This window comes from Pontixanthobacter sp. CEM42, from assembly GCF_017812015.1.
Lineage (GTDB): Bacteria > Pseudomonadota > Alphaproteobacteria > Sphingomonadales > Sphingomonadaceae > Pontixanthobacter.
In genome coordinates this window covers 424271-450231 of record NZ_JADQTN010000001.1, presented here as the reverse complement: position 1 = coordinate 450231, position 25961 = coordinate 424271, and the positions used below count along the sequence as shown (strand labels likewise).

Genomic DNA, 25961 nt, shown 5'->3' with positions numbered 1-25961 from the left:
TCATTCGCCGAAGTTAGCAGTCCCGAGCACCTGTAGGACAGCATGTCCCGCGCAACGCCGGGTCAGAACGTCTTCTCCGGCATCGCATCAATCCAGCGCGTGATAACGTCGACTCCATCCTTGTCGACGGTGGTCTTACCGAGTTCTGGCATCGCGACGCCGGGATTATCGCTGCCCATCCGGTGTACCATGATAGAGCGCGAGGAATCCCCGGGTACAATCGAGAAGTTCAAGCCGCCCGAACCGCGTCCAGCGGCAACAGGGCGTTTGCGAATACCCACAGATGTCGGATCATCCTGCTCCCATCGCAGATCGAGGCCGGAGTTCGAGGCCTTGCCTTGCGGCTGGTGACAATGCGCGCAATTCACATCGAGATAGGCCCGGGCCGTATCGTTCAGATCCGCTTCCTGACGATGCTCCCAAACCGGCAGCGCGCCAGTGCCCTGCGGCATCGCATCGACATGGCCAGCCTTGACCATTGCCGCCATCCAGTCGCTCGACAGGTTCCGCGCTTTCGGACCAATCGGTACGACAGTATCGTCAATGCTGTGGCACTGCTTGCACTGGTTCTTGTTGGGCACGCGGTAGCTAATCGTACCGTGCTCGGGCGTATCGACATCGAGCCGAGCACCAACCAATGCCAACTTCGCCTCGGTCTGCTCGTCATTCCATTTGTAGGGTAGCGCTAGCCAGCCATCGGCGCGATGCAGCAAAACGCGGGTTTCAATCAAGCGCCGGTCTTCGCCCTCGCCATAAGCGAACGTCTTGATCAGCGCGCTGCCGACAGGGAACTTCAGCAGCCCTTCTCCATCGGCCACCGCCTGCTTGCCCTTTGGCACATAGGCGAAACGTAGTTTGCTGGCGCTATCCGTGTAGAGCGGCGTGTTCAGCCGGTACGGCGTGACATTGGCACTGGGAATCTGCCCTGCAGCATCGGTAAAAAAGCCATAGTCCGAAAGCGCGCGCGGCATCCGCGTTTCGAGGACTGCCGTATCATTGACGACCGTCACTTCGATGGCAGTCGCTTGAACCGCGATCGCCGAGCCTGCGGAAAGCGCCGCAGCACCAAGAATGGCGAGGCTAAGCCGCTTCATTGCTTGACGACGGCCTCCATCGCCTCGGGCAGTACAATCGGCTTAAGCATCAGTGGCTTGTCGGCATCGCCCGAAAGATCAACGACGCTAGGCTGCGCCTCAGTGAACGGCTGTGCAGGCTTGGTAAAGCCGAGTGACAGCACCGGCACACCATCCTGCACCACAATATCACTGCCATTGCCGTCATGCGTCACCGGCGGGATAGTCCCGCCGAACGCCGCTGCCAGCATCTCGCCACCGCGCATTGCCGGTTTGTATCCGGCGCGGCCCTGAATATTGTCTTTCACCAGAATATTGACGGGCAGCGGGTTGTAATCCGCATCCTCGGTCTCGTTAGGATAGGCAGTGATCAGAACATTGCCGGTCGCATTTTCTGCGAAAACGTTACCGAAAACCTCCACGTTGAAATGGCTCATCACCATCACGCCCATGCCCGACGGCACGCTGGCCACGATATTGCCTTCCGGCGCGAAATTGCGGGTGTTGTTGTCGACCACAATGTTCTCGAACACACGCACATCACGCCCGCCCTGCTGCGGAATGTCGGGCAGATCGAACACCAGAATTCCGCCGGTATTGTTCACCGCAAGGTTGTTATAGACATCCGCACCGTAGCTGTTTTCGATCTCGATTCCTGCGACGTTGTACTTTGCCACCGAGTTGCGGACGATGATGTTTTTCGATTGGCCGACATAGATGCCTGCGTCCGATGCGGCGATGGTGGTTACGCTATCAACCAGCACGTTCTCGCTCTCGACCGGATAGATCGCGTAGGCACCGTTTTCTTCATGCGGACCGCGCGTCCATTCAACGCGGAGCTTGTAATAAACGATGTTGTCAGCGCCTTTGGATTTGATCCCGTCGCCTTTGGAGTTCTCCATGCCAAATTCGCGCAGCACGACATTATCGCTGGTCACCAGCAGTCCCTCGCCCGCACCCATCTGGTTTGAGAAGTCGAGCACGGTCTGATCCATGCCCGCACCGCGCACGGTAACACCATCGACATCCAGACTGAGACCGTCAGTCAGGGCGAAACGGCCAGCTTCCAGGACAATCTCGTCACCCGGTTCGGCCAGAATAAGCGCTTCCTGCAATCGTTCCTGCGCGCCATCTCCCGGCGCAATAGTGATTGTTTCGGCCCATGCAGGCTGCGCGGCCAGCAGCAAAGCACCGGCGGCAAGACACATGCGGTTCAGCTTATTCATTCTACGTCTCCCTTTGAAACCCACCCTGCGCCAAAATTGATATGAAACCAAGTCGCAGTTTCCAACGTATCCATAGAGAGCTATAAAAAGAGGATGCCAAACATGACACCTGCCCGACTGATCCTGCCTGCAATCGCAGCGGTTACTTTTGCTGCGCCTGCACAAGCAGCGCCCGCCTCTATTGTGGGCAATTGGAAGACCGATGACGGAAAGTCGGTAATCCAGTTTTACAGATGCGGCAGCTCGATTTGCGGCAAAATCTCCAAGTTTTTGGTCAAGGAACCAGCGGGAGGCGCACGCGACACGGAAAACCCGGACAAAGCGAAGCGCTCACGCAAATTGCTTGGTCTACCGATTTTCTGGAACCTGAAAGCCGATGGCACCAAGTTCAAAGGCAACGGCTATAGCCCTGAAGATGGCCGTAGCTTCAACGCGCAGGTTTGGCGGAGCGGCAGCACTCTGAAGGTCAAAGGCTGCGTGGTTGTGTTCTGTAAGACGGTGAACTTCACCAAATACTGAAATTGACTTAGCCGATCCCCAGCTTGCACAAGCCAGCTGAGCTAACTGTAACCGCCACGACTTCTGCATCGCCAATCCGGCGCACGCGCTTGATATAGTCACCAATGTTTTTGGGGCTTTCCGGCTCGCCTTCACGCGGGGCCATGCCGTCGCGCAGTTTGAGTAACTGGGTCACCGTCAGCCGGTCCGTCATGCGCGCAGCCATGCAGGTTGCCCGTTTCTCGGAAAGGCCAGCATCCATCAGCGCGGTTTCAACGCGCCATTCGACAACCTCATCCACACCGCCCGTGCTGATCGCGAACGCGACGACACCTGCGACCAAAGCAAGAAAGATGAGCAGCTTTTTCATGTTTTAGTCGATGCTCTTGACGATCTCTTCGACCATTTTCTTCGCATCGGACAGCAGCATCATGGTCTGGTCCATATAAAACACGTCATTGTCGACACCTGCATAGCCGACACCGCCCATGCTGCGTTTGATGAAGAACACCTGCTTGGCCTTGTCGACGTCAAACACTGGCATACCGTAAATCGGTGATGACTTATCGGTTTTCGCAGCCGGGTTCACGACGTCATTCGCGCCAATGATGAAGGCCACGTCAGCTTGCGCGAATTCGCTGTTGATGTCTTCCAGCTCGAACACCTTGTCATAATCGACGCTGGCTTCAGCGAGCAGAACGTTCATGTGGCCCGGCATTCGCCCTGCAACAGGGTGAATGGCGAACTTCACATTGACGCCTTTCTCTTCCAGCAAATCGCACATCTCACGCAGAGCGTGCTGCGCCTGCGCCACTGCCATACCGTAGCCCGGGATGATGATGACTTTCTCTGCCTGCTCCAGCATGAAGGCGGCGTCTGCTGCGCTACCCTGCTTGTAAGGGCGCTGCTCGCGCGGTTCGCCATCACCGCCCGATGCCTCTGCACCGAAGCCGCCCGCGATAACGCTGATGAAGCTGCGGTTCATGGCCTTGCACATGATATAAGACAGGATAGCGCCCGAAGAACCAACCAGCGCGCCGGTAATAATCATCGCGGTGTTGCCAAGCGTGAAGCCCATAGCCGCTGCGGCCCAACCCGAATAAGAGTTCAGCATTGACACCACGACCGGCATATCCGCCCCGCCAATTGGGATGATCAGCAGGAAGCCGATAATGAAGGCAGCAACCGTGATCCAGATGATCAACTGCCCCTCGCCAGCGCCACCAGCACCGGACACAGCATAGGCCGCGATCATTCCAAGGATTGCAACAAGTGTCCCCAAATTGATCGCATGGCGTGCGGGCAGCAGAATAGGATTGCCGCTCATGCGCCCTGACAATTTCAGGAATGCGATGACCGAACCCGAGAAAGTGATAGCACCGATAGCGATGCCCAAGCCCAGCTCAATCCGGCTAACAAGCAGGATCTGCCCGGTTGCATCTGTGATCCCGAACGAACCCGGGTCCAACCAAGCAGCAAGTCCAACGACCACTGCTGCAAGACCAACCAGAGAGTGAAAGCCCGCAACCAGCTCTGGCATAGCCGTCATCGCAATTTTTCGCGCTACGGTGACGCCGATGATGCCGCCAAGGAACATCGCAATGCCAATCTCGGCGATGTTCGCGATATTGTGAGTCACCAATGTCGTGACGACCGCAATCAGCATACCAATCATGCCGTAACGGTTGCCCGCACGACTTGTCTGCGGCGAGCTCAGCCCGCGTAGAGCGAGAATGAAGAGGACGCCTGCGGCAAGATAAGCCAGCGCGACCCATGCGGGTATCTCGGTGCCAGCGACGCCGGAAGCGAGGAGAGACATCATCATTTGCCCTCCTTCTTCTTATACATTGCCAGCATCCGCTCCGTGACGGCGAAGCCTCCGAAAATATTGATGCTTGCCAGCACGACCCCGAACAGCCCCAGCCATTTCGCGGCGGGGCTTCCAGCCTCTGCCGCCGCGATCAACGCACCGACGATAATCACAGAAGAAATTGCATTGGTCACCGCCATCAGCGGCGTATGCAGAGCGGGCGTCACCGACCACACGACGTAGTAGCCGACAAAGCAGGCCATTACGAAGATCGAGAGTATCGAGATAAAGTCCACGTGCGGCCTTCCTTCAGGTCAGTGAATTACAAATATTCGGCGCGATGATCAGATCATCCCCGCCATTTTTTCGAGAACCGACAGACGCCGGTTCAAATCTTCCAGCTCGGCATTGAATGCCGCCATGCCTTCTTCGGTATCGGTCGGTCCGCATTCAGCTGTGTTGACGCTCCAGAAATGCTGGAAGCGCCCTTCCACAATCGCGAGATCAACGGTGAACGGTGTGTCCGCAACCCAATCGCGCAACTTCTGAAAACGTTCCGCTGGCTCAGCGTAGCGCGCGAGCTGGTTGGCATCCGCAGTGTACGGACAGACCGGGTTCAGCTTCGCATAAACTTCAAACGCCTCGGCACGGAAACCCGCACCGGCAATCGCCTCATCGCGGCCGTAGTCTGCTCCGCTTCCCGTCATCTGAGAGCAGCCAGCCAAAGCAAGAAGCAAAAGGGGAGCTAGCTTGTTCAACCGAGCAACCTCTCGTTCACGACCTTACCGCCTTGCGTCAGCCGCACAGCGTCGCCAATCTCTTCATCAAGAACGGGCTTGCCCTGCTCTTTGTCCCAAAAGGCCGAGAGGAAATTGTAAAGGTTGCGCGCAAACAGCGCGGATGCATCCGCCGCCAAATGACTGGGCGTGTTGGAGAAGCCCATAATCTTCACGCCATGCTTCGTGACGACTTTGTCCGGCTCGCTGCCTTCAACATTGCCGCCTTGCGCAACCGCAAGATCGAAAATCACGCTGCCTTGCCTCATTGTCGCAATTTGCGCGTCAGAAATCAGGCGCGGGGCTGCGCGTCCCGGGATCAGCGCAGTGGTGATCACGATGTCTTGTTTGGCGATGTGGCCTGAGACCAGTTCGGCTTGTGCCTTCTGATATTCCTCGCTCATTTCAGTGGCGTAACCGCCGCTGCCTTCGCCTTCGATGCCTGCAACATTCTCGACGAAAATCGGTTTCGCACCGAGTGACTGAATCTGTTCTTTGGTGGCGCTGCGCACATCGGTTGCGGAGACTTGTGCACCTAGCCTCTTCGCTGTCGCAATCGCTTGCAAGCCGGCAACACCGACACCCATCACAAAGGCCCGTGCAGCTTGAACTGTGCCAGCAGCCGTCATCATCATCGGGAATGCACGACCATATTCGTTCGCAGCAGAAACCACTGCTTTATAACCAGACAGGTTGGACTGGCTGGACAGGACATCCATGCTCTGTGCGCGGGTGATGCGCGGCATAAATTCCATCGAAAGCGCTTCAAAACCGGCCTTTGCATAGGCGTCAACACGGTCTTTATCGCCGAATGGATCGAAAGTCGCAGCGACCCATGCACCTTTTGCAGCACCTTTCAGCGCCGCAACATCGGGTGCCTGCACGCCGAGGACAATCTCCGCGCCGGATACAGCCTTGGCCGCAGTCGCAATGGTCGCGCCTGCCTCTTCATAAGCGGCATCAGAAATCGACGCGGTTTCGCCAGCACCTTTTTCGACAGTCACCATGGCCCCCAGCGCGATGAACTTTTTCACCGTTTCAGGAGTGATCGAGACGCGCGCCTCGCCAGAAGCGCGCTCTTTCAGGGCTGCGATTTGCAAAGCGGCGATCTTAGTTGGAAATCAAAATGACGACGATGGCGGTGATGACCGCAATCAGGGGCACCGTCCATTTAAGGTTGGAAATGAAGGAGCTGTAGGTTTTCTCCGCCGCTTTCATGTCATTTGCCGAAGCCATTTTTCGTATTCCCCAATCAATATTTTCGAAACAATTTCGGGCACTGGCCCTCTGTGGAGTGGGTCTATAGCGCGGACACGGAGGCATCAAGTGTCGAAAACGTATTCTTAGCCTTAATTAGACCTTTACCGGTTCGCTCTAAATGCAGGCTCTGTACCGCAACGGGACGGTTTTGGAGACTATGGCAGAGAGCGAATCGCGCCTTTTAATGCTGATCGATGATGAGCCGGCGCAAAGCCGCCTTATCACTGCACTCGCCGCGCGCGAGGGTTGGCGCACGCTTGTTGTCGAAGATTCCGAGACCGCGATTGCGATGCTTGGAACGCGGCAAGGCATGCAATGCTCCGCGATTATTCTCGACCAATGGGTGCCAGGGGATGACGCCTGCACCTTGATCGAAGAACTCAAAGCCCGCCGCCCGGCGATGCCAATTCTGATGCTGACGACCAGCGCCAGCCCGCTTCTCGCGGTTGAGGCGATGCGTTCGGGTGCGACAGATTATCTGATCAAGCCGGTCTCACCCGACCGGCTGATGCAGGCACTCCGTAGTTCGACCAAGCAGGAAGCGCCGAAAGACGAACTGCAACCGCTTACCGAAAAAATGAACACCGTGCTCGATTTCGACGCGATGATCGGCAACTCGCCAGATTTCCGCTCGGCATTGGCCAAAGCTGCCAAAGCTGCACGCGGTCATGGACCTGTCTTGATCGAAGGCGAAAGCGGAACCGGCAAGGAAATGCTGCTCCGCGCGATGCATGCGGCCAGCCCGCGTGCCAAAGCGCCGATGCGCCTTATCAATGTGCGCAGCGTTGCCGCCAATTCTATCGAGTCTGTCCTATTCGGACATGAGCAAAACGCCTTCCCCGGTGCATTCGACCGGCAAATCGGCGCGTTGCAGCAATGCGACGGCGGTACACTGATCTTGGACGAGATCGACCGTCTCAACCCTGATCTACAGGCCAAGCTGGCCGAAACAATGTCGACCGGTATTGTGCGTCCGGTTGGTGCCAAGCATGGCTTCAAGATCGACGTGCGATTGCTCTGCGCCAGCAATCTGCCGCTGACCGACTTGATCGATGAGAAAAACAATATCGGGCATTTCCATCCGGACCTGCTCAGCGAAATTTCGCAAACCAAGATTTCGCTGCCTCCCTTGCGCGATCGCCAAGGCGATATCACCGCATTGTCACGCCACTTCCTTGCCCGCTTTGGCGAGCAACCGGGAATGGTCCAGAAATCGATTAGCGATGGCGCGCTGACTTTGCTGGCAGCCTATGATTGGCCGGGCAATGTCCGCCAATTGCAAGCCGTCCTGTTCCGCGCAGCCGTGTTCTGCGACAAGGAAACGCTGACTGCGGAATCTTTCCCGCAATTGTCCGAAATTCTCGGTGAACTCGACGATGCGATCAATCCGCTGCAAGAGGGTGTCGGCGTTATGCTCTACACCACAGACGGGAATTTGCGCCCGCTGGAAGACATCGAAGCAGATGTTATCCGCCTCGCTATTGGTCACTATCGCGGGCGTATGACAGAGGTCGCACGACGCCTCGGCATCGGGCGCTCTACGCTCTACCGGAAGCTGGGCGACCTTGGGATTGGCGACGCTGCTTAAATCCGCCTAGGCCTTGGCAGCTAGTGCTGCTACGCGCGGCTCCATGAAAAACGATTTCGATTTTAGCGGGCGCTCCGCCCTTATCACCGGCGCAGCGTCTGGCATTGGCGCGGCATCCGCAAAATGGCTGGATGAGCGCGGTATCGGCACGCTGATCTTGATCGACAAGGATGCCGATGGACTCGCCGCATTGGATCTATCCTGCGAAACCGAACTGCACACCGCCGATGTCGGCGATGAGAGCTTCTGGGATGGACTCGATGCCAATCTGAACGGTCTTGATCACGCCATTGTAAATGCCGGAATCGGCGCTTTTGCACCGATGGCTGATCATACCTTCAGCGATTGGCGCAAAGTGATGAGCGTCAATCTGGACGGAGCATTTCTGACACTGCGTTCGGCCTTGCGCGCGATGAGGAAATCCGGCGGTGGGAGTGCTGTTCTGGTCGCATCAATAACTGGTCATAAGGCGGTACCTGCAATCGGTGCCTATGGCGTCGCCAAAGCTGGTGTATCGCATATGGCGCGCATTGCTGCTGCAGAAGGTGCAGAGCAGAACATTCGCGTGAACGCTATCGCGCCAGGCGGGGTCGATACCGCCATTTGGGACGCTGGTGAGGCTTTCCAGAAGATGGTCGAAGAGCAAGGTCGCGACGCCGCTTTGCAAGCGCTTGCAACTGGAACACCGCGTGGAAAGCTTGCCACATCGGACGAGATCGCCGGAAATATCGGCTATCTGCTGAGCGACGCCGCCGCCAACATCACCGGAACGGTGCAAGTCAGCGACGGCGGTTACTCACTCTAGGATCAGAACCGGAAACGGACCCCAGCCAATACGCTGACAGTCTCGTAATCGCCGCTGACATCCGCGTTGAACGCATCGTTTGTGCCCGCGATGAAGCGGCGCTCGAAGTCTAGTCCGCTCACTCGCTGATAACGGACGCGGGTGTTGAGGTCGAAATTGTCGTTGATAACAAAAGTCAGGCCTGCATTGCTGTGGAGCGATAGCGCTTGATCGCTGCCAGTGACGGCGAAAGTCGGTGCGGTTGCGCCATTGTTCGGGAAATACTGCGCATTGGCATCCACATCAGCGATACCAATACCGCCGCCAAGGAACGGGATGACGCGCTGATTGTTCGACCAGCGGATATCCGATTGATAGTTCACCGAATAGGTGTTCACATCGAAATTGCCGCTGAAGGTCTGACTTCCGCCATTGAACGAACCGTTCGAAACATCCGGCGATGTGCGACTGAATTCGACTTCGATGCTCGGTTGGAAGATACCGAAAACGCGTTTTGGAATGCGGTAACCAAGCGCGACTGCGCCGTAGAATTCCTCGTCAAACCCGACATCGACTGATGCCGGGGCGCCTGCTGTTCCTGGTGACGGAGCGACCGGTGCTTGGACGCCTTCAAATTCGTTGTCGCTCGGCGATGTCACGCCGGCCAGAACCGAAACATAGACGCCGCCTTCGGGTTCAAATTCGTCGCCCGATTGGGCCAAGGCAGGCGATGCTGATGCCAAAATAGCCACAGCAGAAGTTGCTGCGGAAATGCGCGTTAGGCGGCTGAGTGGATATGTCATGTGTTGTCTTTCTAACTGTGTTTCTCTCCGCCCATGCTGCTGTTCGCAGCTACAACCTCATCGGTTACAAACTTGCGATATTTCGCCATTTTGACGCGATATTAAGGCTTATCACGCTAGTCTTACTCTCCATCGATTGGGCCAGTTGCGATTGGGCCAGTTGCGGCACGATCCAGCGCAAGGACCACACATGGCACAGGACGAATTCCAGCAGGTTTGTGACCAGTTTTCGAGCGTTGTAGATGATACGCAATTCGAGCGGTTCCGCTGGGACCGGGACGAAGCGCCCAAACTCGCGCGCTTGGTCGAGCTGGTGAAGGGATCATTTGAAGGTCGGCGTGATTTCGAGCTTGCTGAAGAAGGCGCGACATCCGACTTCAAGCAATATGTGATCAAGGTCCACAGCATGCGCACCGTGGCCATTTCGGTGAAGCTGCAGGATGGAAAGGCTGTGCTGGGTTGCGATACTGTCAACCGAAGCGCCTACACGCTGACTTCCAAAGAGCCTGTCGCGACCGACTATGACAATGTCGACGAACAATGGATTGCCGATGCACTCAAGACACTGATCGGCCGCGCGCGCGCTCCACAATACGCCAACGATTCCGAACCTACTCTGTCGGAAGATCAGCCCCAAGATCAGGCCCAAGAGCAGCCCCAAGATCAGCAAAGTCAGTAAGCGCCGCATCGCGCATTCCGCGCCACACATTGCGCGCCTGAATCGCAGGCGCAACATCGTGAACGCGGTGGAGTTGCACTCCGGCATTCATCCCCGCAATCGTCAGCGCGATACTGCCACCAAGGCGCTGCTCTGCTGGCGCTTCATTGGATAACGCGCCGATCATCCGCTTGCGGCTTGCACCCAGCAGCAGCGGCTGACCCAGTGCATGGAACAGCGGCAGTGCATTCATCAGAGCAAGGTTTTCCGCGAGCGATTTGCCGAAGCCGATACCGGGATCGAGGATGATATTGGCGCGCTCGATACCGGCCGCAATTGCGCGGTCACGGGCGGCTCTAAGCCAGTCGAAAACGTCATAAACTACATGGGCGTAGTCAGCATTCGCGTGGAGGTCTTCACCTTCTCCGGGAGCATGCATCAGGACAATCGGGCACCCACGCGCTGCCATCAGTTCCAGACTACGCGGATCATGCCGGAGCGCCGACACATCATTGATAATATGCGCGCCTGCATCGAGCGAAGCCTCCATCACGGCCGGACGCCGTGTATCGACACTGATCGCCGCGCCCATCGCGGAGCAATATTCGACCGCCGGCAAAACGCGCTCCAGCTCGTCACCTTCCCAAGTCGCAGGCGCGCCGGGCCGCGTGCTTTCACCACCAATATCGACGATTGCTGCGCCTGCTTCGAACATGGCAGCAGCATGCGCGCGGCCCGCATCGGGGTTATCGAGGAAATCACCGCCGTCAGAGAAGCTGTCGGGCGTGACGTTGAGAATGCCCATAATCTGCGGCTGATCGAGCGCAATTGTCCGGTCGCCCAATTGCAGAGGCGCGTGCGTAGCAGCCAGCGCCGCCCACTGCTCTTGCGCCTCACTCGCCAGATCACCCGGCAGCTCGCAAAGCACATCGTCCATGCCCGACGGCGCTGTCAGCCACCGCTGAACTGTATTGCCTGCACTACGATGCGACACCGCAAACCGATGCGCGTAAACCATCCCGCCAGCCAGCCGGACAGTATCGCCCTCCTCGCTTTGCGGGCTTTCCGATAGCCCGATAGGGCGAATATAAATTTGATCAGTCATGCGAGGTTCTCCCCTCGGTAAATCCTACACGATGGAACACATGGAACACGGTCCAAGAGAAGGAATCGTGGTAGGTCGGAAAGGGTCTGGTCATGCGGCCAGTTTAGCGTGTTGGAGAGCCGTAGGACAGACGCCGCTGTGCTTATTCACTGCGATCCACAGTCACCCGGGCGATATGGTTGGTCCCGCTCTGATGGATCAGCAATGCTTTTCCATCCAGCGTGGTGCGCATGTGGCGCAAGATACCGCCATAGACAGGGCCAGAAGGGATCGGCCAACTCTGGAATGTCTCGGTCTCCGGTTCGAACCGGACGAGCATATCAGGGCGGACGCCGCTCTCATTATACCAAACAGCGTCATCGAATATTGCGATAGCGTAGGGGTGCGATTTAGGGCCGCTGGGGGATGCCCATTCTTTGATCTCGCCACTTACCGGATCATAGCGCCCCAAACCGCCCAAGCGGGAATTGACCCACCAGATTACCCCGTCCGGATCGATATCGAGCCTCCGTACCGTTGTCCGTTCCTGCGGCAAGGTGATTTCCGTGACGTCCATGGTCTCCGGGTTGACGCGCAACAGGCAGTTTGCGCCATTGCAAGCCACCCAGATGGTGCCATCCTTGGCGATCTTTACGCCGTAAGGGCGCGACCTCTCGCGCGGACTAGGGACGAGTTTCACTTCACCTGTCGCCGGATCCAAACGGCCGATCATATTGCTGCCCTGCAGACTGAACCACATGATCCCGTCAGCATCGAATTCAGCCGTGTGCGGATCGCGCGCGGCCTCATCTGGCATTGGATATTCGGTGATTTCACCGGTCGCGGGATCGAACCTGCCGATAGTGGCATTTTTATTGCCCGTATACCAGGCAAAGCCGTTTGGACCGATATTGACCGAATGCGGCTTGGCCCCTCTCGGCAGCCGGGCTTCGTCCATTTTACCAGTGCGTGGATCGAGCCGCCCAAGAATATCGCCCCACTGGCCCACCCACCAGATATTGCCGTCCTTGTCCTCAACCGGATCGCGCGAGCGCTGGCCCAACGTAGGCACCTGCCACTCCTCAAACCGCAGCTTCAGCGGACCCACAACAGGCGTTGCCGCACGATTATCGCTGGGCGGGAAATTGGCCGCGAGATAGTCGAGAATCTTGCCCTCGGTTTCCGGGTTGTTCGACAAGTCAATCATCGTCGAGGCGAGAAACTGCCAATCGTCCCGCGAATAGCCGGAGCTGCGCTCGATAATGCTCGCCCGGTGGCAGGAACTGCATACGCCTTCGACCAGTGCTTTGCCGTCGCCCTCGGGCAAGGCGAATGCCGCGGATGGGAGCATTAGTGTGATGAGGACTATGACTAGGCGGGTTGGCATGGTTCAACTTTCGGGCATGGTGGTGATGGTTAAACTGCCAAGGCAAACCCAACTACGCAAGATGCTTTGAGCCAGGCCAACCAGTTGGAACATTGCCCAAAGCTCGCATCAATTCCCTCTCCCCAATCATCACAAGTCCATATATTGACAATATGTTGTCAATTTGGTTACACGCTACCAATGACGATTCGAACTCTCAATGGTGAAGCGCTTACGCAGCTTGTGTTGGAAGTCTTTCGGCTCAATGGCGAACTGCTCGGTGCCGGTAACCGGATAACCGGGCCCTTCGGGCTGACCAGTGCACGCTGGCAAGTGCTCGGCGCAATTGATGAGGAGGGGCAACCCCTTACCGTTTCCCAGATCGCCCGCCGTATGGGTTTGGCACGGCAAGGCGTGCAGCGGATCATCAATGATCTGCTGGAGCGCGATCTCGTCAGCAGCTTCCCCAATATCGACCACAAACGCGCCCCTCTGTTCGATCTGAGCAAAGAGGGCGAAAAAGTCATGGCCAAAATCAACGCGGCACAAGCCGCATGGGTCAACAATCTGTCGGAAGCTCTGTCGGCAAAGGAGGTGTCGCGTGCACTCAAACTGCTGCGGACCATCAGCGAACGATTAGAAAATTCGAATTAAGAGAAGGAACACAGAATGCCGCAATTAGTTGAAATGAACAGCGAAACGAGCCTGATGGACCAAATGCAGGTCAATGAGGATGGTTCGGTCGTGCTCATCAACGTCTTTACTATCGACCTCGCTGATGAAGATGCTCTGATCTCAGCCTGGGCACATGATGCCGAGTTTATGAAAGAGCAGCCCGGCTATATCTCGACCCAGTTGCACAAAGGCATTTCGGGCAGCGCTACCTTCCTGAATTATGCTGTCTGGGAAAGCATGGCCAGCTTCCGTGACGCTTTCACAAACCCCGAATTTCAAGCTCGTATTGCACGCTATCCCGATAGCGCGACGGTTTCGCCTCACCTCTTCAAAAAACTGGCTGTCCCCGGCCTCTGCGTCGATTGATTGGGTCTAACCCGATGAAAACGCGCATTCATGCGATCGCCGGAGCGATAGGCTTTCTCACGATTTTGACGTTCTGGTCGTCAACCGTGATTTCCGAACTATTCGGCAGCCATTCAACAATCGCATCGGTTAAACAGGCAGTCCTTTATGGGATGGCTCTCCTCATCCCCGCCCTGATGATAACTGGCGGGTCGGGCATGTCTTTGGGCGCCAGACGCAAAGACCCAAAGACGCTGGCCAAGAAGAAGAGAATGCCCTTCATCGCAGCCAATGGACTGCTGATACTGGTTCCATCTGCGATGTTCCTTGCCTCGAAGGCAGATGCCAGAGCGTTCGATGGTTGGTTCTATGGCGTACAAGTCCTCGAGCTCGTTGCTGGTGCGATCAACCTCACGCTGATGGGTCTGAACATCCGCGACGGGTTGATGATGACAGGGCGAATCAGACGACAGAAGTGAGAATTAGGCCGAGAGACCGCTGCAACTGATGTCGACTGCTGAACCGTTAGTCCTCAACCGCCAGCAGATAGTCCTGCCGCGCTGCATCAATCGGCTTCACGTCGCCATCGACCTCATAGTGCCAGAAAGTCCAGCCATTGCAGCTCGGGGCATCTTGCAACTCTTTGCCCAACCCGTGGATTGAGCCGGCTTGTTTGCCATGCGTGACTGACCCGTCTGCACGGACTTCTGCGATCCAGCGGCGTTTTTTGTCGAAGATTTTGGTGCCCGGTGTGATGTAGCCGTTTTCGACCAATGCGCCGAACGCGACCTTCGGTGCGTTGCGCCCCGCCTGCATCGTTTGCAGTGCGCTTTCGTCTAGCGGGAGTTCTTTCTCGATCCGCTTGAGAGCCGCCTCGGTATAGACGCCTTCGCGCTCGCAGCCGATCCAGTCGCGGCCCAGACGCTTGGCAACCGCGCCGGTGGTGCCGGTGCCGAAGAACGGGTCGAGCACGACGTCGCCCTTCTCGGTCGTAGCCAGCATCACGCGGTACAGCAGCGCTTCGGGCTTTTGTGTCGGGTGCACTTTGGTGCCGCCCTCTTTCAAACGCTCTCCGCCGCCGCAGATGGGCAACACCCAATCGCTGCGCATTTGCAGTTCGTCATTGAGTGTTTTCATCGCACGATAGTTGAAGTGGTACTTCGCCTTCTCACCCTGGCTGCACCAGATCAAAGTCTCATGCGCATTGGTGAAGCGGGTGCCGCGGAAATTGGGCATCGGGTTTGATTTGCGCCACACGACATCGTTCAAAATCCAGAACCCCAGATCCTGCAAGATCGCGCCGACGCGGAAGATGTTGTGGTAGCTGCCGATGACCCACAGAGCGCCATCGGGCTTCAGAATGCGCTTTGCTTCGGTCAGCCAATCGCGGGTGAAATCGTCATAGATTTTGAAGCTGTCGAACTGGTCCCAATCATCGGTAACCGCATCGACTTGTGAACCATCGGGGCGGTTGAGATCACCACCCAGTTGCAGATTATACGGAGGGTCTGCGAACACCAGATCGATGCTGGCATCAGGGATGCTGCGCATCGCCTCTACACAGTCGCCAGACAGGATTTTCCCCAGCGGCAAATCAGCCTTCTGGACTTCTACTTTTTTAGCACGGGCCTTGGTTGGTGCGCGCTTTAGTAAGGTCTCTCGGACCCCCATACTTATTCCCCCGATTGAAGTTATCCACAGGGTGAGTCCAAGCGGACTCCACGTCAAGGAAAGAGTTTTCGCAGAACATGGTTAACAGACCGCTAACCATGCCGGAACCAAGAGAGAACGAAAAGAGTCCCCCACAACATATTGAGTCTGCTTAGAATTACAGACTCGATATGGTGGGGTGTTGCGCGAAAGACTCTCTTGCTGATTTAAGTGGTGATTTACGTGAGCAGCATCACGTTGAATGCCGCGAAGCCAAGCAAGAGCGCGCCGCCGAGCAAGCGATTGATCCGGTTTGCGAACCAGCAGAGCAACAGCAACATCAGCGCTGAGCCAATCACGAGCGGCAACTCTACATCAACCAATTCAGGCGGAATCGGGAACGGTGCGATAGTCATCGTAACGCCGCCGATCAGCAGCAGATTGTAGATGTTTGATCCGACGACATTACCCAGCGCGAGACCCGATTTGCCGCGCAAAGCCGCAGCGACAGATGCCGCAAGTTCGGGCAGCGATGTACCGATGGCAACTACCGTTAAACCGATCACGGTTTCACTCAGACCCGCAAAACGCGCGATATCGACTGCACCATCGACCAGCAATTTGCCGCCGATAATCAACGTGACCACGCCAAGGATAAAGAACAGGATCGCCTTCCATAGAATGGGCGGCTCTTCATCCTCTTCCTCGTCATCAGGACGCGGGTGGCGGTAACGCCATACAATATAGATCACGAGCAGAACCAGTAGGCCCAAGCCAAGCAGCGGTGATGCAATACCCTGCCATGCAAGCACCCAGATCAGCACCGATGCCGCCAAAGCCACCACCGCGTCGCGCCGCCCTGCCCCGGTCAGAACAATCGGTGCCACCAATGCTGCAGCACCAAGGATAAGCAGCGTGTTGGAGATATTCGATCCGGCGATATTACCCCAGGCAATTCCCGGCGAACCGATCATGGCCGCCTGAATGCTGGCAACCATTTCCGGCATGGAGGTGGCGGCGCCAACAATCACCAATCCCGTAACGAGATTGGATATGCCCATCCGCTGCGCAATCCCCACGGAACCGCGCACCAGCCATTCGCCGCCAAATCCAAGTCCGATCAGGCCCGCAAGGACCAGCAGTGCCGCTGTTGTCATGCAGCAGGTTTACTCGCTGCGCGGAGAATGAACACCCCGCCCAGTGCAGCGACCAGCGATCCGCTCAGGACACCCAGCTTCACAGCGGCAATCTGCTCCGGCGATGCGAAGGCAAGGTTACCGATGAACAGGCTCATGGTGAAACCGATACCGGCGATCAATGACAGACCCCAGATCTGCATCCAGCTGATACCTTCGGGCAGACTGGCAATGCCGGTCTTTTCCGCAATCCATGCGAAGCCAACGATGCCAACTTGCTTACCGACGATAAGACCCAAAGCGATGCCCAGCGGTAGCGGTGCCAAGAGGGCCGACATTTCGATGTCGAGCAACCCAACGCCAGCGTTAGCAAAGGCGAAGATCGGGACGACAAGAAACGCGACCCACGGGTGCAGACCATGCTCCATATGCTCGAGCACTTTCTCGCCATTGCGATCGGTCAGCGGAATGGTCATGGCCAGGGCGACGCCTGCCAGCGTGGCGTGGACGCCCGATTTCAGAACGAAATACCACAGGATCACACCGAGTATGACATAAGGGATTCGCGACCCGATACGCGCACGTCCGATAAGCAGCAGCGCTACAAATACCACTGCAGCTGACAAGAGCATGTCGGTCTGCACACCCGGCGTATAGAACAGTGCAATAATCGCAATCGCACCGATGTCATCGATAACGGCAATTGCGAGGAGCAGCGCCTTCAATGCAACCGGAACGCGGCTGCCGAGCAGCGCCAGAATACCCAACGCAAACGCAATGTCAGTAGCAGCCGGGATCGCCCAGCCTGCCAAATTCTCGGGCTCATTCCAGTTGATGCCTAGGAAAACGAGCGCGGGAATGGCCATTCCGCCAATCGCGGCGAACAAGGGGAGAGAGGCTTGCTTCCAGCTCGATAGCTGGCCGGTCAAAACTTCGCGTTTCACTTCCAATCCAACGAGGAAAAAGAACAGCGCCATCAGGCCGTCATTGATCCACAGCAATGCGGATTTTTCGATACCAGTTCCGCCAACTGTAAACACGACCGGCGTGGCCAGCGTGCTCAGATACCAATCGGACAGGCTGCTATTGGCAACCACCAATGCCAAAAACGCCGCGACCATCAAGACGATGCCACCGGCGCTTTCCGCTTTCAAAAAGTCCCGCAAATATTTGCCGGTTGTCTCAACCGCGTTCTGAACGACCATAATTCTTTGCCCCTTAAGCAAGCCCTTTGCAGGCCTCTATAGCAAACGGCGCCGCGGAATATACCGCCAGCGCCGCTGCTAGGTCTCTGTAATGTTTGGGGCGACGCCTGGTTCCTCGGGAGGAGGGGATGAGGGAGCCGGACGTCGCCCTTACCGATTTATTGCGGAACAGGCCGTCTGCCTGCCTGCACCTCGGCAATTCGATCTTTAAGCTGCAAGCGGATACGCTTGAGGACTTTCACTTCGTCCTGCTTGCCATATGACTTGCTGGTATCGATCAAGCGATCGATCCGGCGATGTCTCTGGCGCAATTTCTTGAGATAATTCTTCATTGAAATCTCCTTTTGCTGCCCTGTTGGACACTATATTGCAGCGGACGCTCGATAATTCCAATTGTATGTATTAGTTATTTTTGATAGATTTTATCTATCATGCCAACACTACGTCAATTGCAATATCTGGTCGCTATCGAGGACACCGAACATTTCGGACGCGCCGCCGATAGCGTGCACGTCACCCAGCCCACTCTCAGCCAGCAACTAAAGGAGCTGGAGCTGCGCCTCGGCACCAAGCTTGTGGAGCGCGGCAGACCCGTGCGCCTGACGCCAATAGGCCGCGAGATAGCAAGCCGCGCGCGCAAGGTGATGCGCGATATGGAAGAGATCCGCGCGATTGCCGATCGCGGGCAGGATGGCATGGCGGGGACAATCCGGCTGGGGGTCTCGCCGACGATCGGGCCTTATCTGATGCCGCACGCCGTGGTCCGCCTGCACAAAGACTTTCCCGATTTGAAACTCTATATCCGCGAGGGCATTCCAGCCGACCAGTTCACCGAATTGCGTAACGGCCGGCTAGATATGATGCTCGCACCGATGCCGGTGATCGGATCCGAATTGCATAGTGAGCCACTGTTTCGTGAGCCGCTCCATCTGGTCGGGGCTCCGGACAACCCATTGTTCAAGAACCCCTCCCTCACGACCGCCGACTTTGCCGGACAGCCAGTGCTTAGTCTGGACCGGCGGCACCCCTCGCACCAGCAAGCAGAGGCGATTTGCGCAGAGATGGGAGCCGAATTGCTCCGCGATTACGAAGGCACCAGCCTCGATAGCTTGCGGCAAATGGCCGGATCTGGCCTCGGTTTAGCAATACTGCCCGAACTGTACTTGCGCTCCGAGACAGGCGGCGAAGACATGGTCGGCAGATTCGAGATCGAGGGTTGGTCACAGCAACGCTCGATCGCCGCTATCTGGCGTGAAGGTGCAGCCTTTGCCGATAGCTATGCGGCCATCGCAGACGTCGTCGCCGCCGAAGCACGCGAGATACTCGCCTAAATAGGGGCGGGTTAGATAAGAGTAAGCTGCGCGACTGGCGCAACACTGCGGCGATGCAACGGAGTTGGTCCGTGTTCGTGCAGAGCTGCCATGTGATCCTTGGTCCCGTAACCCTTGTTCCGTTCCCAGCCATAATGCGGATATTCTTCGGCGGCTGCGCACATCACTCGGTCACGCCATTCCTTGGCGACAATCGAAGCGGCAGAGATCGCTGGCTCAAGCGCATCGCCGCCGATGATAGGCCTCCCCTTCCCCCACACATCGGTCCGCCAATCGTCGCAGCGCCCCGAGGGCGACAGATTGCCATCGATCAAGATCGCATCGGGTGTGCTGCCCAATAACTGTGTCAGCCGCCCTACAGCCTGCGTCATTGCTAGCATGGTCGCCCCAAGAATATTGAGCGCGTCGATCTGATCAACATCGACCACGCCCACTGCCCAAGCACAGCGCTCCCGGACGACAAGATCCAATGCCGCGCGCTTCTTCGCGGTCAGTTTCTTAGAGTCATCAAGACCAACAGGATGCGGCTTGCAAAGCACGACTGCTCCCGCCACAACGGGTCCGGCCAGCGGGCCCCTTCCCGCCTCATCAACGCCAATTTCGTAGCCCTTGGCACCAAATCCGTTTTCGGGAGTTGCAGCTAACATGATGATCTCAAAAAAATCCCTTATCGCCCTTTCGCTATCGCCTCTCGCGCTAACTCTCACAAGCTGCGGCGCCGCCGCATCGGTGGACAGCGCAGAGCAAACGCAAGCTGTTGTCGCGACAGCGGAAGCAGAAACAGTGGGACCGTTCACGGTCACAACGCATGGCGAGTATAATGAACCATGGGCGGCGGCGATTGAACCGGGCAGCGGTAAGGTCTTCGTCACCGAGAAATCGGGCGCTCTGAAATTCTTCGACCCTGCGACTGGTACTATCGGTTCCGTGACCGGCGAACCCGAAGTCGATTATGGAGGTCAAGGCGGGTTCGGCGATGTTGCCTTTGCGCCCGATTATGAAACCAGCAAGATGATCTATCTTAGCTGGGCAGAAGCCGGTGATGGCGACACCCGCGGCGCGGTTGTGGGTCGCGGGACCTTATCATGCGATACTGCGGAAAGCTGTGCGATCAACGATTTGACTGTCATCTGGCGTCAGGGACCAAAAACGAGCCGTCGCGGGCATTATGGGCATCGTATCCGTTTTTCTCCTGACGGCGAGCATTTGTTTGTTTCTTCGAGCGATCGTCAGGAAATGGCGCCCGCGCAAGACAATACCAACAATATCGGCACAATCGTACGCCTCAATCTCGATGGCACGCCTGCAACAGGCAATCCGATGGCCGATAAAGGCGGCGCAACTGCAGAAATCTGGTCCTACGGCCACCGCAATATCCTCGGCATGGATTTCGATGCGGAAGGCCGGCTGTGGGATGTCGAGCATGGCCCGAAAGGCGGCGATGAATTCAATCTCGTCAAAGCGGGTGCCAATTATGGCTGGCCGGTCGTTTCGGACGGCGTACATTATAATAACGACCCGATCCCCGATAACGATACACGTCCGGACCTCGCGCAATCGGCAATCACATGGACCCCGGTTATTGCACCGGGAGGCATGACTTTCCTCAGCGGCGATATGTTTGCGGATTGGAAAGGCACAGCACTGATCGCGGGTCTGTCCAGCAACGCCTTGGTTCACGTAAAAATCGACGGTGAAGGCGCAACCGAAGCGGCACGATACGATTTCGATGCGCGTCTGCGTGGTGTGCTGGAAGCACCCGATGGCGCACTATGGGTCATCGAAGACGGTGAAGACGGGCGCTTGCTGCGCCTAACACCGGCGAACTGACCTCCACTAGCTGAACCACGTCCCGCAATAGCGGAAATTGATCGACAGCCTTGCTGGCGCGCCCTATCGGCTCGCCCGCAATGCCTACAATTATTCCTCTCGCCAATGTCGATGCCGATCTGGTCGAGCAATTGCTTGATCGTGCTTTCGGCGAAGGCCGTCAGGCGCGCACAGCCTATCGCATTCGTGAGGGCGTGGAATGGTTGGAAGCGTTGAGCTTTGCCGCGCTCGATGATGACGAGTATCTCGCAGGCACAATCCAATTGTGGCCAGTGGCTCTGACCGATCCCGATGGCCGCAATCACCCGTTGATTATGGTCGGCCCCGTGGCGGTGCTGCCCGAGAAGCAAAGCGAGGGCTATGGCAAGGCGCTCATGCTGGCAGCCCTTGGCGCAATCGACGCGGGTGCGGCCCTACCGCAAGTGATGATCGGCGATCCTGACTATTATGGCCGCTTTTTCGGATTTGCCTCCGAAGCAACGCAAAATTGGCACTGCCCTGGCCCGTTTGACCGCGACCGCTTGTTGGTGCGCTGCGACAATGCCGCGATCCTTCCGGAAGAAGGAATGCTTGGCCCATGGCCGTCGGCGTTGAAGGAATAGTCCAAGTCTGGCATCGCTGCCGCAGCAATGCCTTACACACCTCCTCCAGAACTGGCTGACCTCTCGCTTGTACAAATCGCCGAGCAGGTGGCGCAGCGTAAACTGCCGCCGGTCGAACAGTGGGATCCGCAAAATAGCGGCGACAGCATGATGCGGATCGCCGCCGACGGAACGTGGTTTCACAATGGCGGTGAAATCACACGTCCCGCAATGGTCCGTGCCTTTGCCAGTCTGCTAATGCGCGATGAATCGGGCACCTATTGGCTGGTCACGCCATTCCAGAAACTCTCGATCGAAGTCGATGACGCAGCCTTCATTGCCATCGATGTTGCCGAACGCGATGGCGGATTGGGCTTTCGCTTGAACACCGATGAGCTGGTCGTGGCTGGACCGGATAATCCGCTAATCGCTCGCGGCGACACAGACACGCCGTCGCTTTATTTGTTGGTCCGTCGCGGATGCGAGGCAAAGCTCAACCGCAGCACCTATCAACAGCTCGCAGATATCGCGCTGGCATCGGGTGACGACTGGACGGTCGAGAGCCAAGGCGCGCAATTCTCATTGCTGCCAAACCAAATAGATCGCCCATGAGCGCGTTGTTCGACCGGCTGTCCGACCTGTTCGAACGTGGCCACCAAGAGGATATACCCGATCTTATCAGCGATGAGCGGTTCGCCGTCGCGGAGCGCACCGCGGACGCCGCCGTGCTGATCGCTGTTACAGATCGGCCAGAGCCGGGTCTGATCCTGACCCAGCGACCAACGACAATGCGCGATCATCCGGGGCAAGTCGCTTTCCCCGGGGGCAAAGTGGATGGGGGCGAAACCGCTGTCGAGGCTGCCTTGCGCGAGGCTGAGGAAGAACTGGCGCTCGACCGCAAACATGTCCGCCTGATCGGCACAACCGACAGATATCAAACCGGCACCGGCTTCGACATTACGCCTGTTTTGGGTGTGGTTCCTGCCGATCTGCCCCTTGTCCCGCACCCTCGCGAAGTCGAGGCGTGGTTCGAGGTTCCCGTCGAGCAGGTGTTTAATCTGTCGAATTGGACTGAGAACGAGGTGTTCTGGCGTGGCGAAATGCGGCATTATCTGGAAATGGACTGGCAAGGTTTCAGAATTTGGGGCGTAACTGCGGCGATCATCGCCAATCTTTCACGCCGTATCGCGGTGGAGGAATTGCTCCATGGCTGACCTCCTGCCAGCAGCGGAATGGACCAAACGCGAAGACCTCGCGCAGCTTGTCGCCACGCTCGGCGCGGACAATATCCGCTGGGTTGGCGGTGCAGTTCGCGATACCCTGCTCGGATCGTCCGTCGAGGATATTGACGCAGCGACACCGCTCACGCCAGACTTGGTTATTGATCGCCTGAAGGCAGCGGGAATAAGCTCTGTGCCAACCGGAATCGATCACGGTACTATCACGGCAGTTCTGCCCGGCGGACATGTTGAGATCACAACGCTCAGAAAGGATGTCTCGACTGACGGCCGCCGCGCGACAGTCGCCTTTGCAAGCGAGTGGCGCGACGATGCCGCCAGACGAGACTTCACAATCAACGCGTTATACGCGCATCCGGAGACTCGGGTAATCTCCGACTTTTTCGGCGGGATGGAGGACCTAAGTGACCGCCGAATTCGCTTTATCGGCGATGCGCGTGAAAGAATTCGGGAGGACCACCTACGTATCCTCCGCTATTTCCGCTTCCAGGCGCGATTTGGTGCGGATTTGGATCGGGAGGCAGAGGAAGCCTGCGCTGAACTGGCCGAAACCCTGAAGGAGTTGAGCCGCGAGCGTGTGGCCAAAGAACTGCTGTCTTTACTGGCCCTGCCAGAGCCGCACGCGACCGTCACACGAATGCACAAGCACGGCATCTTGCCGGTCATCCTGCCCGAGACAGGCAAGCATGAACTTGAGTGTCTGGACGCCTTGATTTCTGCGGAGAATGCACAAAATGTCGCAGCCGATCCGCTCCGCCGTCTTGCTGCGCTGCTGCCAGCATTGTCACCGGTCGCCGAAACTGTTGCATCACGGCTCCGACTCTCGCGGGCACAGCGCGAACGCCTTTCCTGCGTTGCGGCGCGGAAGCCGCAGGACCAATATGCTTCGCGCGCCTTAGCGTACCGGAAGGGGCGCGAGTGCGCAGTCGACCGTGTGTTGTTGGCCGGCGGTTCGCTCAACAAATTGTCTGGTTGGGAAATCCCCGAGTTCCCGCTCAAAGGCGGAGAGATAGTCGCTCGGGGAATCGAAGCAGGGCCGAAAATCGCTCGCATCCGTTACGCAGTCGAAGATCGCTGGGTGGAAGAGCAGTTTCCAGATCGTGCCCGTGTGGAGGCGATACTGGATGAAGAATTAGCGCAACGAAACGCGTCTGAGACGTAATTTCATTGCTTATTTAGCTTTGCGCTCCTACATCCCCCTCAACGTCCGGCGCAGAAATCGTCTGCGAAATTGGTTGTGAGCGTGAACTTCCCCTTCAAAGCAAGGGCTTAGTCCCTCAACCAATGCACGGAATTTGCGTTAATCGCATGCTTCCCTTTTCACGCTTGGGTCGCCGTAAGGACCTACTTGCGCGCGGATTCTCGATGTTTTTGGGAGTCCGTCTGGCGCACATTTGAAAGTTATTATGTCTTATTTTGAAAAACTCGGCCTGGCTGAGCCTATCCTCCGTGCATTGAACACGAAGGGCTATACCGAACCCACCCCTATCCAACGGGATTCGATTCCTGCTCTGCTTGATGGCCGCGATCTGATCGGTGTTGCACAAACGGGTACCGGCAAAACCGCCGCGTTCTCGCTGCCGTCGCTTCACCGCCTCGCGCAAAATCCGCAAGCGCGGAAACCGGCTTCATGCCGGATGCTGATCCTTTCGCCCACGCGCGAACTTGCAGCGCAGATCGCTGACAATATGCGCGACTATTCGCGCTTCCTCGATCTGAGTGTGCAATGTGTTTTCGGCGGCCTTCCAGTGCGCCAACAAGCACGCAAGCTGGTTCCTGGCTGCGACGTCCTCGTTGCGACACCGGGCCGTCTGATCGATTTGTGCGAGCAACGCGCGCTGTCACTCAGCAATGTCGAGATCTTCGTTCTCGACGAGGCTGATCAGATGATGGATCTCGGCTTTATCAAGCCGCTCATCCGCATTGCCAACATGCTGCCCAAGCAGCGTCAGAGCCTGTTCTTCTCCGCAACCATGCCAAAGAGCATTGTCGAGCTTGGCAAGCGCTTCATCAACAACCCTGTCCGTGTCGAAGTTGCCCCGCAATCGACCACGGCTGAGCGTGTTGACCAGTTCAGCACCTATATCGACCAGAAAGAAAAGCAGGCGCTGCTAACCATCAGCCTGCGCAAAGGTATCGAGAATGGCGATATTGAAACCGCGTTAGTGTTCACCCGCACAAAGCATGGCGCAGACCGTGTTGTGCGCCATTTGGTCGCCGCTGGTATCAATGCCGGCGCAATCCACGGCAACAAGTCACAGGCACAGCGGACCCGCGCGCTCGACGGGTTCCGTCGTGGTAGTGTGCCCGTTCTGGTCGCGACCGATATTGCCGCGCGCGGGATCGATGTCCCCGGCGTTAGCGCAGTGTTCAACTTCGAAATTCCCAACGTGGCGGAGCAATATGTCCACCGTATTGGCCGGACAGCACGCGCCGGTCGCAGCGGGCTAGCAGTAAGCTATGTCGCACCTGACGAGCGGCCCTATATTCGCGATATCGAGCGGCTGACGGGTGTAAAACTCACTCCGGCTCCGATCCCCGAAGACTTTATCGCCCAGGCCAAGGGATTGCCTGCTCCGGCACGCAAAGGCTCTGGTGCAGAACGCAATCCCGACGACCGCAATGCTCGCTTTCGCAAAGGTGGCGGCGGTGGTCGCGGCAAGCCCCAGAACAAGCCAAAGAATAAGAAGCCTCAGCAACCGCGCGACCGCAATTGGCGCGATGCCGAAGGTCGCAGTCCCGACCAGGGCAATTATCGCAGCCGCGAAGATCGCGATCAGCGCAATCGTGGCAGTGAAACACGCGACGAACCGACTTATGGCCGTGCAAAGACCATCAGTCACAAGAAGGGGCCGGTTACCAAGCCTGTGGTGAACGCCAAACGCCGCGATGATCGCGGCGGACAAGGCGCAGGCCAAGCCGGAGGCGGGAAACCGCGGCACCGCAAAGGTCCATCGAAAGGTGGCCAAGGTGGTGGCAATCGCCCTCAACGACGTCGTCAGTCGTAAGACATAGATGAATAGCAGGCTGAATTATTATTGCTT

Annotated in this window: 30 protein-coding genes; 14 read left to right on the top strand and 16 right to left on the bottom strand. The window is 57.3% G+C overall.

Annotated elements, in window-relative coordinates; genetic code table 11:
• Nucleotides 1–62 precede the first annotated feature (62 nt).
• Nucleotides 63–1094, bottom strand: a complete 1032-nt coding sequence (locus J9777_RS02110; protein WP_209347142.1) for an SO2930 family diheme c-type cytochrome — start codon at nt 1092–1094, stop codon at nt 63–65.
• Nucleotides 1091–2299 (bottom strand): parallel beta-helix domain-containing protein, encoded by a 1209-nt coding sequence (locus tag J9777_RS02105; protein WP_209347141.1) that lies wholly within the window; start codon nt 2297–2299, stop codon nt 1091–1093. Before J9777_RS02105 ends, J9777_RS02110 begins: the two co-directional genes overlap by 4 nt.
• Nucleotides 2300–2401: 102 nt before the next feature.
• Here J9777_RS02105 and J9777_RS02100 point away from each other — a divergent pair, with 102 nt between their 5' ends.
• Complete coding sequence (locus tag J9777_RS02100; protein ID WP_209347140.1) at nt 2402–2818, top strand: DUF2147 domain-containing protein; 417 nt, start codon at nt 2402–2404, stop codon at nt 2816–2818.
• Between the two features lie 7 nt (nt 2819–2825).
• Here J9777_RS02100 and J9777_RS02095 read toward each other — a convergent pair whose 3' ends face one another.
• From J9777_RS02095 to J9777_RS02070, 6 genes are read right to left on the bottom strand one after another with little or no spacing between them, the layout of a single operon-like run.
• Nucleotides 2826–3167, bottom strand: a complete 342-nt coding sequence (locus tag J9777_RS02095) for a hypothetical protein (RefSeq protein WP_209347139.1) — start codon at nt 3165–3167, stop codon at nt 2826–2828.
• 3 nt (nt 3168–3170) lie between these two features.
• Nucleotides 3171–4622, bottom strand: coding sequence for an NAD(P)(+) transhydrogenase (Re/Si-specific) subunit beta (locus J9777_RS02090; protein ID WP_209347138.1), 1452 nt, complete (start codon nt 4620–4622; stop codon nt 3171–3173).
• On the bottom strand, nt 4619–4903 hold the full coding sequence (locus J9777_RS02085) for a proton-translocating transhydrogenase family protein (RefSeq protein ID WP_209347137.1): 285 nt from the start codon (nt 4901–4903) through the stop codon (nt 4619–4621). Before J9777_RS02085 ends, J9777_RS02090 begins: the two co-directional genes overlap by 4 nt.
• Before the next feature lie 48 nt (nt 4904–4951).
• On the bottom strand, nt 4952–5314 hold the full coding sequence (locus tag J9777_RS02080) for a hypothetical protein (RefSeq protein ID WP_209347136.1): 363 nt from the start codon (nt 5312–5314) through the stop codon (nt 4952–4954).
• Between the two features lie 47 nt (nt 5315–5361).
• Nucleotides 5362–6483 (bottom strand): NAD(P) transhydrogenase subunit alpha, encoded by a 1122-nt coding sequence (locus J9777_RS02075; protein WP_209347135.1) that lies wholly within the window; start codon nt 6481–6483, stop codon nt 5362–5364.
• Between the two features lie 10 nt (nt 6484–6493).
• Nucleotides 6494–6619, bottom strand: a complete 126-nt coding sequence (locus J9777_RS02070) for an aa3-type cytochrome c oxidase subunit IV (protein WP_209347134.1) — start codon at nt 6617–6619, stop codon at nt 6494–6496.
• Nucleotides 6620–6800: 181 nt separating this feature from the next.
• Here J9777_RS02070 and J9777_RS02065 point away from each other — a divergent pair, with 181 nt between their 5' ends.
• Nucleotides 6801–8231, top strand: a complete 1431-nt coding sequence (locus tag J9777_RS02065; protein WP_209347133.1) for a sigma-54 dependent transcriptional regulator — start codon at nt 6801–6803, stop codon at nt 8229–8231.
• Between the two features lie 43 nt (nt 8232–8274).
• Nucleotides 8275–9036: an SDR family oxidoreductase gene (locus tag J9777_RS02060; protein WP_209347132.1), complete on the top strand. Its 762-nt coding sequence runs from the start codon at nt 8275–8277 to the stop codon at nt 9034–9036.
• 2 nt (nt 9037–9038) lie between these two features.
• Here the strand turns inward: J9777_RS02060 and J9777_RS02055 are convergent, their stop codons facing one another.
• On the bottom strand, nt 9039–9818 hold the full coding sequence (locus tag J9777_RS02055; RefSeq protein ID WP_209347131.1) for an outer membrane beta-barrel protein: 780 nt from the start codon (nt 9816–9818) through the stop codon (nt 9039–9041).
• Nucleotides 9819–10008: 190 nt separating this feature from the next.
• On the opposite strand from J9777_RS02055, the gene J9777_RS02050 reads away from it, so the two are divergent.
• Nucleotides 10009–10497, top strand: coding sequence for a hypothetical protein (locus J9777_RS02050; RefSeq protein WP_209347130.1), 489 nt, complete (start codon nt 10009–10011; stop codon nt 10495–10497).
• Here J9777_RS02050 and folP read toward each other — a convergent pair.
• Entirely contained in the window at nt 10430–11581 is a 1152-nt protein-coding gene (gene folP, locus J9777_RS02045; protein ID WP_209347129.1) for a dihydropteroate synthase, read from the bottom strand. The genes J9777_RS02050 and folP overlap by 68 nt on opposite strands.
• 142 nt (nt 11582–11723) lie before the next feature.
• Nucleotides 11724–12947, bottom strand: a complete 1224-nt coding sequence (locus J9777_RS02040) for a hypothetical protein (RefSeq protein WP_209347128.1) — start codon at nt 12945–12947, stop codon at nt 11724–11726.
• Between the two features lie 180 nt (nt 12948–13127).
• Between J9777_RS02040 and J9777_RS02035 the strand changes: the two genes are divergently transcribed.
• The 3 genes from J9777_RS02035 to J9777_RS02025 are packed head-to-tail and all read left to right on the top strand — an operon-like array spanning nt 13128 to nt 14425.
• Nucleotides 13128–13580: a MarR family transcriptional regulator gene (locus J9777_RS02035; protein WP_209347127.1), complete on the top strand. Its 453-nt coding sequence runs from the start codon at nt 13128–13130 to the stop codon at nt 13578–13580.
• A 15-nt stretch (nt 13581–13595) separates the two neighbouring features.
• On the top strand, nt 13596–13967 hold the full coding sequence (locus J9777_RS02030) for an antibiotic biosynthesis monooxygenase family protein (protein WP_209347126.1): 372 nt from the start codon (nt 13596–13598) through the stop codon (nt 13965–13967).
• A gap of 14 nt (nt 13968–13981) precedes the next feature.
• Nucleotides 13982–14425 (top strand): hypothetical protein, encoded by a 444-nt coding sequence (locus J9777_RS02025; protein ID WP_209347125.1) that lies wholly within the window; start codon nt 13982–13984, stop codon nt 14423–14425.
• 46 nt (nt 14426–14471) lie between these two features.
• Here the strand turns inward: J9777_RS02025 and J9777_RS02020 are convergent, their stop codons facing one another.
• From J9777_RS02020 to J9777_RS02005, 4 genes are all read right to left on the bottom strand, one after another.
• The gene (locus J9777_RS02020) at nt 14472–15617 is read right to left on the bottom strand and encodes a site-specific DNA-methyltransferase (protein ID WP_209347124.1); all 1146 of its coding nucleotides are present in this window, start codon (nt 15615–15617) and stop codon (nt 14472–14474) included.
• Between the two features lie 218 nt (nt 15618–15835).
• The gene (locus J9777_RS02015) at nt 15836–16753 is read right to left on the bottom strand and encodes a calcium/sodium antiporter (RefSeq protein WP_209347123.1); all 918 of its coding nucleotides are present in this window, start codon (nt 16751–16753) and stop codon (nt 15836–15838) included.
• Nucleotides 16750–17937 (bottom strand): Na+/H+ antiporter NhaA, encoded by a 1188-nt coding sequence (gene nhaA, locus J9777_RS02010; protein WP_209347122.1) that lies wholly within the window; start codon nt 17935–17937, stop codon nt 16750–16752. Before nhaA ends, J9777_RS02015 begins: the two co-directional genes overlap by 4 nt.
• A gap of 158 nt (nt 17938–18095) precedes the next feature.
• Nucleotides 18096–18269: a YdcH family protein gene (locus tag J9777_RS02005; protein ID WP_209347121.1), complete on the bottom strand. Its 174-nt coding sequence runs from the start codon at nt 18267–18269 to the stop codon at nt 18096–18098.
• A gap of 99 nt (nt 18270–18368) precedes the next feature.
• On the opposite strand from J9777_RS02005, the gene J9777_RS02000 reads away from it, so the two are divergent.
• A complete protein-coding gene (locus tag J9777_RS02000) occupies nt 18369–19268 on the top strand; it encodes a hydrogen peroxide-inducible genes activator (RefSeq protein ID WP_209347120.1) in 900 nt (299 codons plus the stop codon).
• An 11-nt stretch (nt 19269–19279) separates the two neighbouring features.
• On the opposite strand, the gene J9777_RS01995 is transcribed toward J9777_RS02000, so the two are convergent.
• A complete protein-coding gene (locus J9777_RS01995) occupies nt 19280–19915 on the bottom strand; it encodes a ribonuclease HII (protein ID WP_209347119.1) in 636 nt (211 codons plus the stop codon).
• On the opposite strand from J9777_RS01995, the gene J9777_RS01990 reads away from it, so the two are divergent.
• From J9777_RS01990 to J9777_RS01965, 6 genes are all read left to right on the top strand, one after another.
• Nucleotides 19914–21098, top strand: a complete 1185-nt coding sequence (locus J9777_RS01990) for a PQQ-dependent sugar dehydrogenase (protein ID WP_348631910.1) — start codon at nt 19914–19916, stop codon at nt 21096–21098. The genes J9777_RS01995 and J9777_RS01990 overlap by 2 nt on opposite strands.
• 80 nt (nt 21099–21178) lie before the next feature.
• Nucleotides 21179–21700, top strand: coding sequence for an N-acetyltransferase (locus tag J9777_RS01985; RefSeq protein WP_209347118.1), 522 nt, complete (start codon nt 21179–21181; stop codon nt 21698–21700).
• A gap of 27 nt (nt 21701–21727) precedes the next feature.
• Nucleotides 21728–22291 (top strand): DUF1285 domain-containing protein, encoded by a 564-nt coding sequence (locus J9777_RS01980; RefSeq protein WP_209347117.1) that lies wholly within the window; start codon nt 21728–21730, stop codon nt 22289–22291.
• A complete protein-coding gene (locus J9777_RS01975) occupies nt 22288–22893 on the top strand; it encodes a CoA pyrophosphatase (protein WP_209347116.1) in 606 nt (201 codons plus the stop codon). The genes J9777_RS01980 and J9777_RS01975 overlap by 4 nt, the downstream gene beginning before the upstream one ends.
• Nucleotides 22886–24079, top strand: a complete 1194-nt coding sequence (locus tag J9777_RS01970; protein WP_209347115.1) for a CCA tRNA nucleotidyltransferase — start codon at nt 22886–22888, stop codon at nt 24077–24079. Before J9777_RS01975 ends, J9777_RS01970 begins: the two co-directional genes overlap by 8 nt.
• Before the next feature lie 244 nt (nt 24080–24323).
• Nucleotides 24324–25925 carry a DEAD/DEAH box helicase gene (locus tag J9777_RS01965; RefSeq protein WP_209347114.1) on the top strand — a complete coding sequence of 534 codons (1602 nt, stop codon included), beginning with the start codon at nt 24324–24326 and terminating at the stop codon, nt 25923–25925.
• Nucleotides 25926–25961 lie beyond the last annotated feature (36 nt).

Coding starts and splice junctions, on each gene's coding strand:
- J9777_RS02050 (WP_209347130.1), top strand. CDS start 10,009: ATGGCACAGGACGAATTCCAGCAGGTTTGTGACCAGTTTTCGAGCGTT.
- J9777_RS01990 (WP_348631910.1), top strand. CDS start 19,914: ATGATGATCTCAAAAAAATCCCTTATCGCCCTTTCGCTATCGCCTCTC.
- J9777_RS02065 (WP_209347133.1), top strand. CDS start 6,801: ATGGCAGAGAGCGAATCGCGCCTTTTAATGCTGATCGATGATGAGCCG.
- folP (WP_209347129.1), bottom strand. CDS start 11,581: ATGACTGATCAAATTTATATTCGCCCTATCGGGCTATCGGAAAGCCCG.
- J9777_RS01980 (WP_209347117.1), top strand. CDS start 21,728: ATGCCTTACACACCTCCTCCAGAACTGGCTGACCTCTCGCTTGTACAA.
- J9777_RS02100 (WP_209347140.1), top strand. CDS start 2,402: ATGACACCTGCCCGACTGATCCTGCCTGCAATCGCAGCGGTTACTTTT.
- J9777_RS02015 (WP_209347123.1), bottom strand. CDS start 16,753: ATGACAACAGCGGCACTGCTGGTCCTTGCGGGCCTGATCGGACTTGGA.
- J9777_RS02110 (WP_209347142.1), bottom strand. CDS start 1,094: ATGAAGCGGCTTAGCCTCGCCATTCTTGGTGCTGCGGCGCTTTCCGCA.
- nhaA (WP_209347122.1), bottom strand. CDS start 17,937: ATGGTCGTTCAGAACGCGGTTGAGACAACCGGCAAATATTTGCGGGAC.
- J9777_RS02000 (WP_209347120.1), top strand. CDS start 18,369: ATGCCAACACTACGTCAATTGCAATATCTGGTCGCTATCGAGGACACC.
- J9777_RS01970 (WP_209347115.1), top strand. CDS start 22,886: ATGGCTGACCTCCTGCCAGCAGCGGAATGGACCAAACGCGAAGACCTC.
- J9777_RS02060 (WP_209347132.1), top strand. CDS start 8,275: ATGAAAAACGATTTCGATTTTAGCGGGCGCTCCGCCCTTATCACCGGC.
- J9777_RS01965 (WP_209347114.1), top strand. CDS start 24,324: ATGTCTTATTTTGAAAAACTCGGCCTGGCTGAGCCTATCCTCCGTGCA.
- J9777_RS02055 (WP_209347131.1), bottom strand. CDS start 9,818: ATGACATATCCACTCAGCCGCCTAACGCGCATTTCCGCAGCAACTTCT.
- J9777_RS02020 (WP_209347124.1), bottom strand. CDS start 15,617: ATGGGGGTCCGAGAGACCTTACTAAAGCGCGCACCAACCAAGGCCCGT.
- J9777_RS01975 (WP_209347116.1), top strand. CDS start 22,288: ATGAGCGCGTTGTTCGACCGGCTGTCCGACCTGTTCGAACGTGGCCAC.
- J9777_RS02025 (WP_209347125.1), top strand. CDS start 13,982: ATGAAAACGCGCATTCATGCGATCGCCGGAGCGATAGGCTTTCTCACG.
- J9777_RS02080 (WP_209347136.1), bottom strand. CDS start 5,314: ATGACGGGAAGCGGAGCAGACTACGGCCGCGATGAGGCGATTGCCGGT.
- J9777_RS02030 (WP_209347126.1), top strand. CDS start 13,596: ATGCCGCAATTAGTTGAAATGAACAGCGAAACGAGCCTGATGGACCAA.
- J9777_RS02035 (WP_209347127.1), top strand. CDS start 13,128: ATGACGATTCGAACTCTCAATGGTGAAGCGCTTACGCAGCTTGTGTTG.
- J9777_RS02090 (WP_209347138.1), bottom strand. CDS start 4,622: ATGATGATGTCTCTCCTCGCTTCCGGCGTCGCTGGCACCGAGATACCC.
- J9777_RS02095 (WP_209347139.1), bottom strand. CDS start 3,167: ATGAAAAAGCTGCTCATCTTTCTTGCTTTGGTCGCAGGTGTCGTCGCG.
- J9777_RS01995 (WP_209347119.1), bottom strand. CDS start 19,915: ATGTTAGCTGCAACTCCCGAAAACGGATTTGGTGCCAAGGGCTACGAA.
- J9777_RS01985 (WP_209347118.1), top strand. CDS start 21,179: ATGCCTACAATTATTCCTCTCGCCAATGTCGATGCCGATCTGGTCGAG.
- J9777_RS02040 (WP_209347128.1), bottom strand. CDS start 12,947: ATGCCAACCCGCCTAGTCATAGTCCTCATCACACTAATGCTCCCATCC.
- J9777_RS02070 (WP_209347134.1), bottom strand. CDS start 6,619: ATGGCTTCGGCAAATGACATGAAAGCGGCGGAGAAAACCTACAGCTCC.
- J9777_RS02105 (WP_209347141.1), bottom strand. CDS start 2,299: ATGAATAAGCTGAACCGCATGTGTCTTGCCGCCGGTGCTTTGCTGCTG.
- J9777_RS02005 (WP_209347121.1), bottom strand. CDS start 18,269: ATGAAGAATTATCTCAAGAAATTGCGCCAGAGACATCGCCGGATCGAT.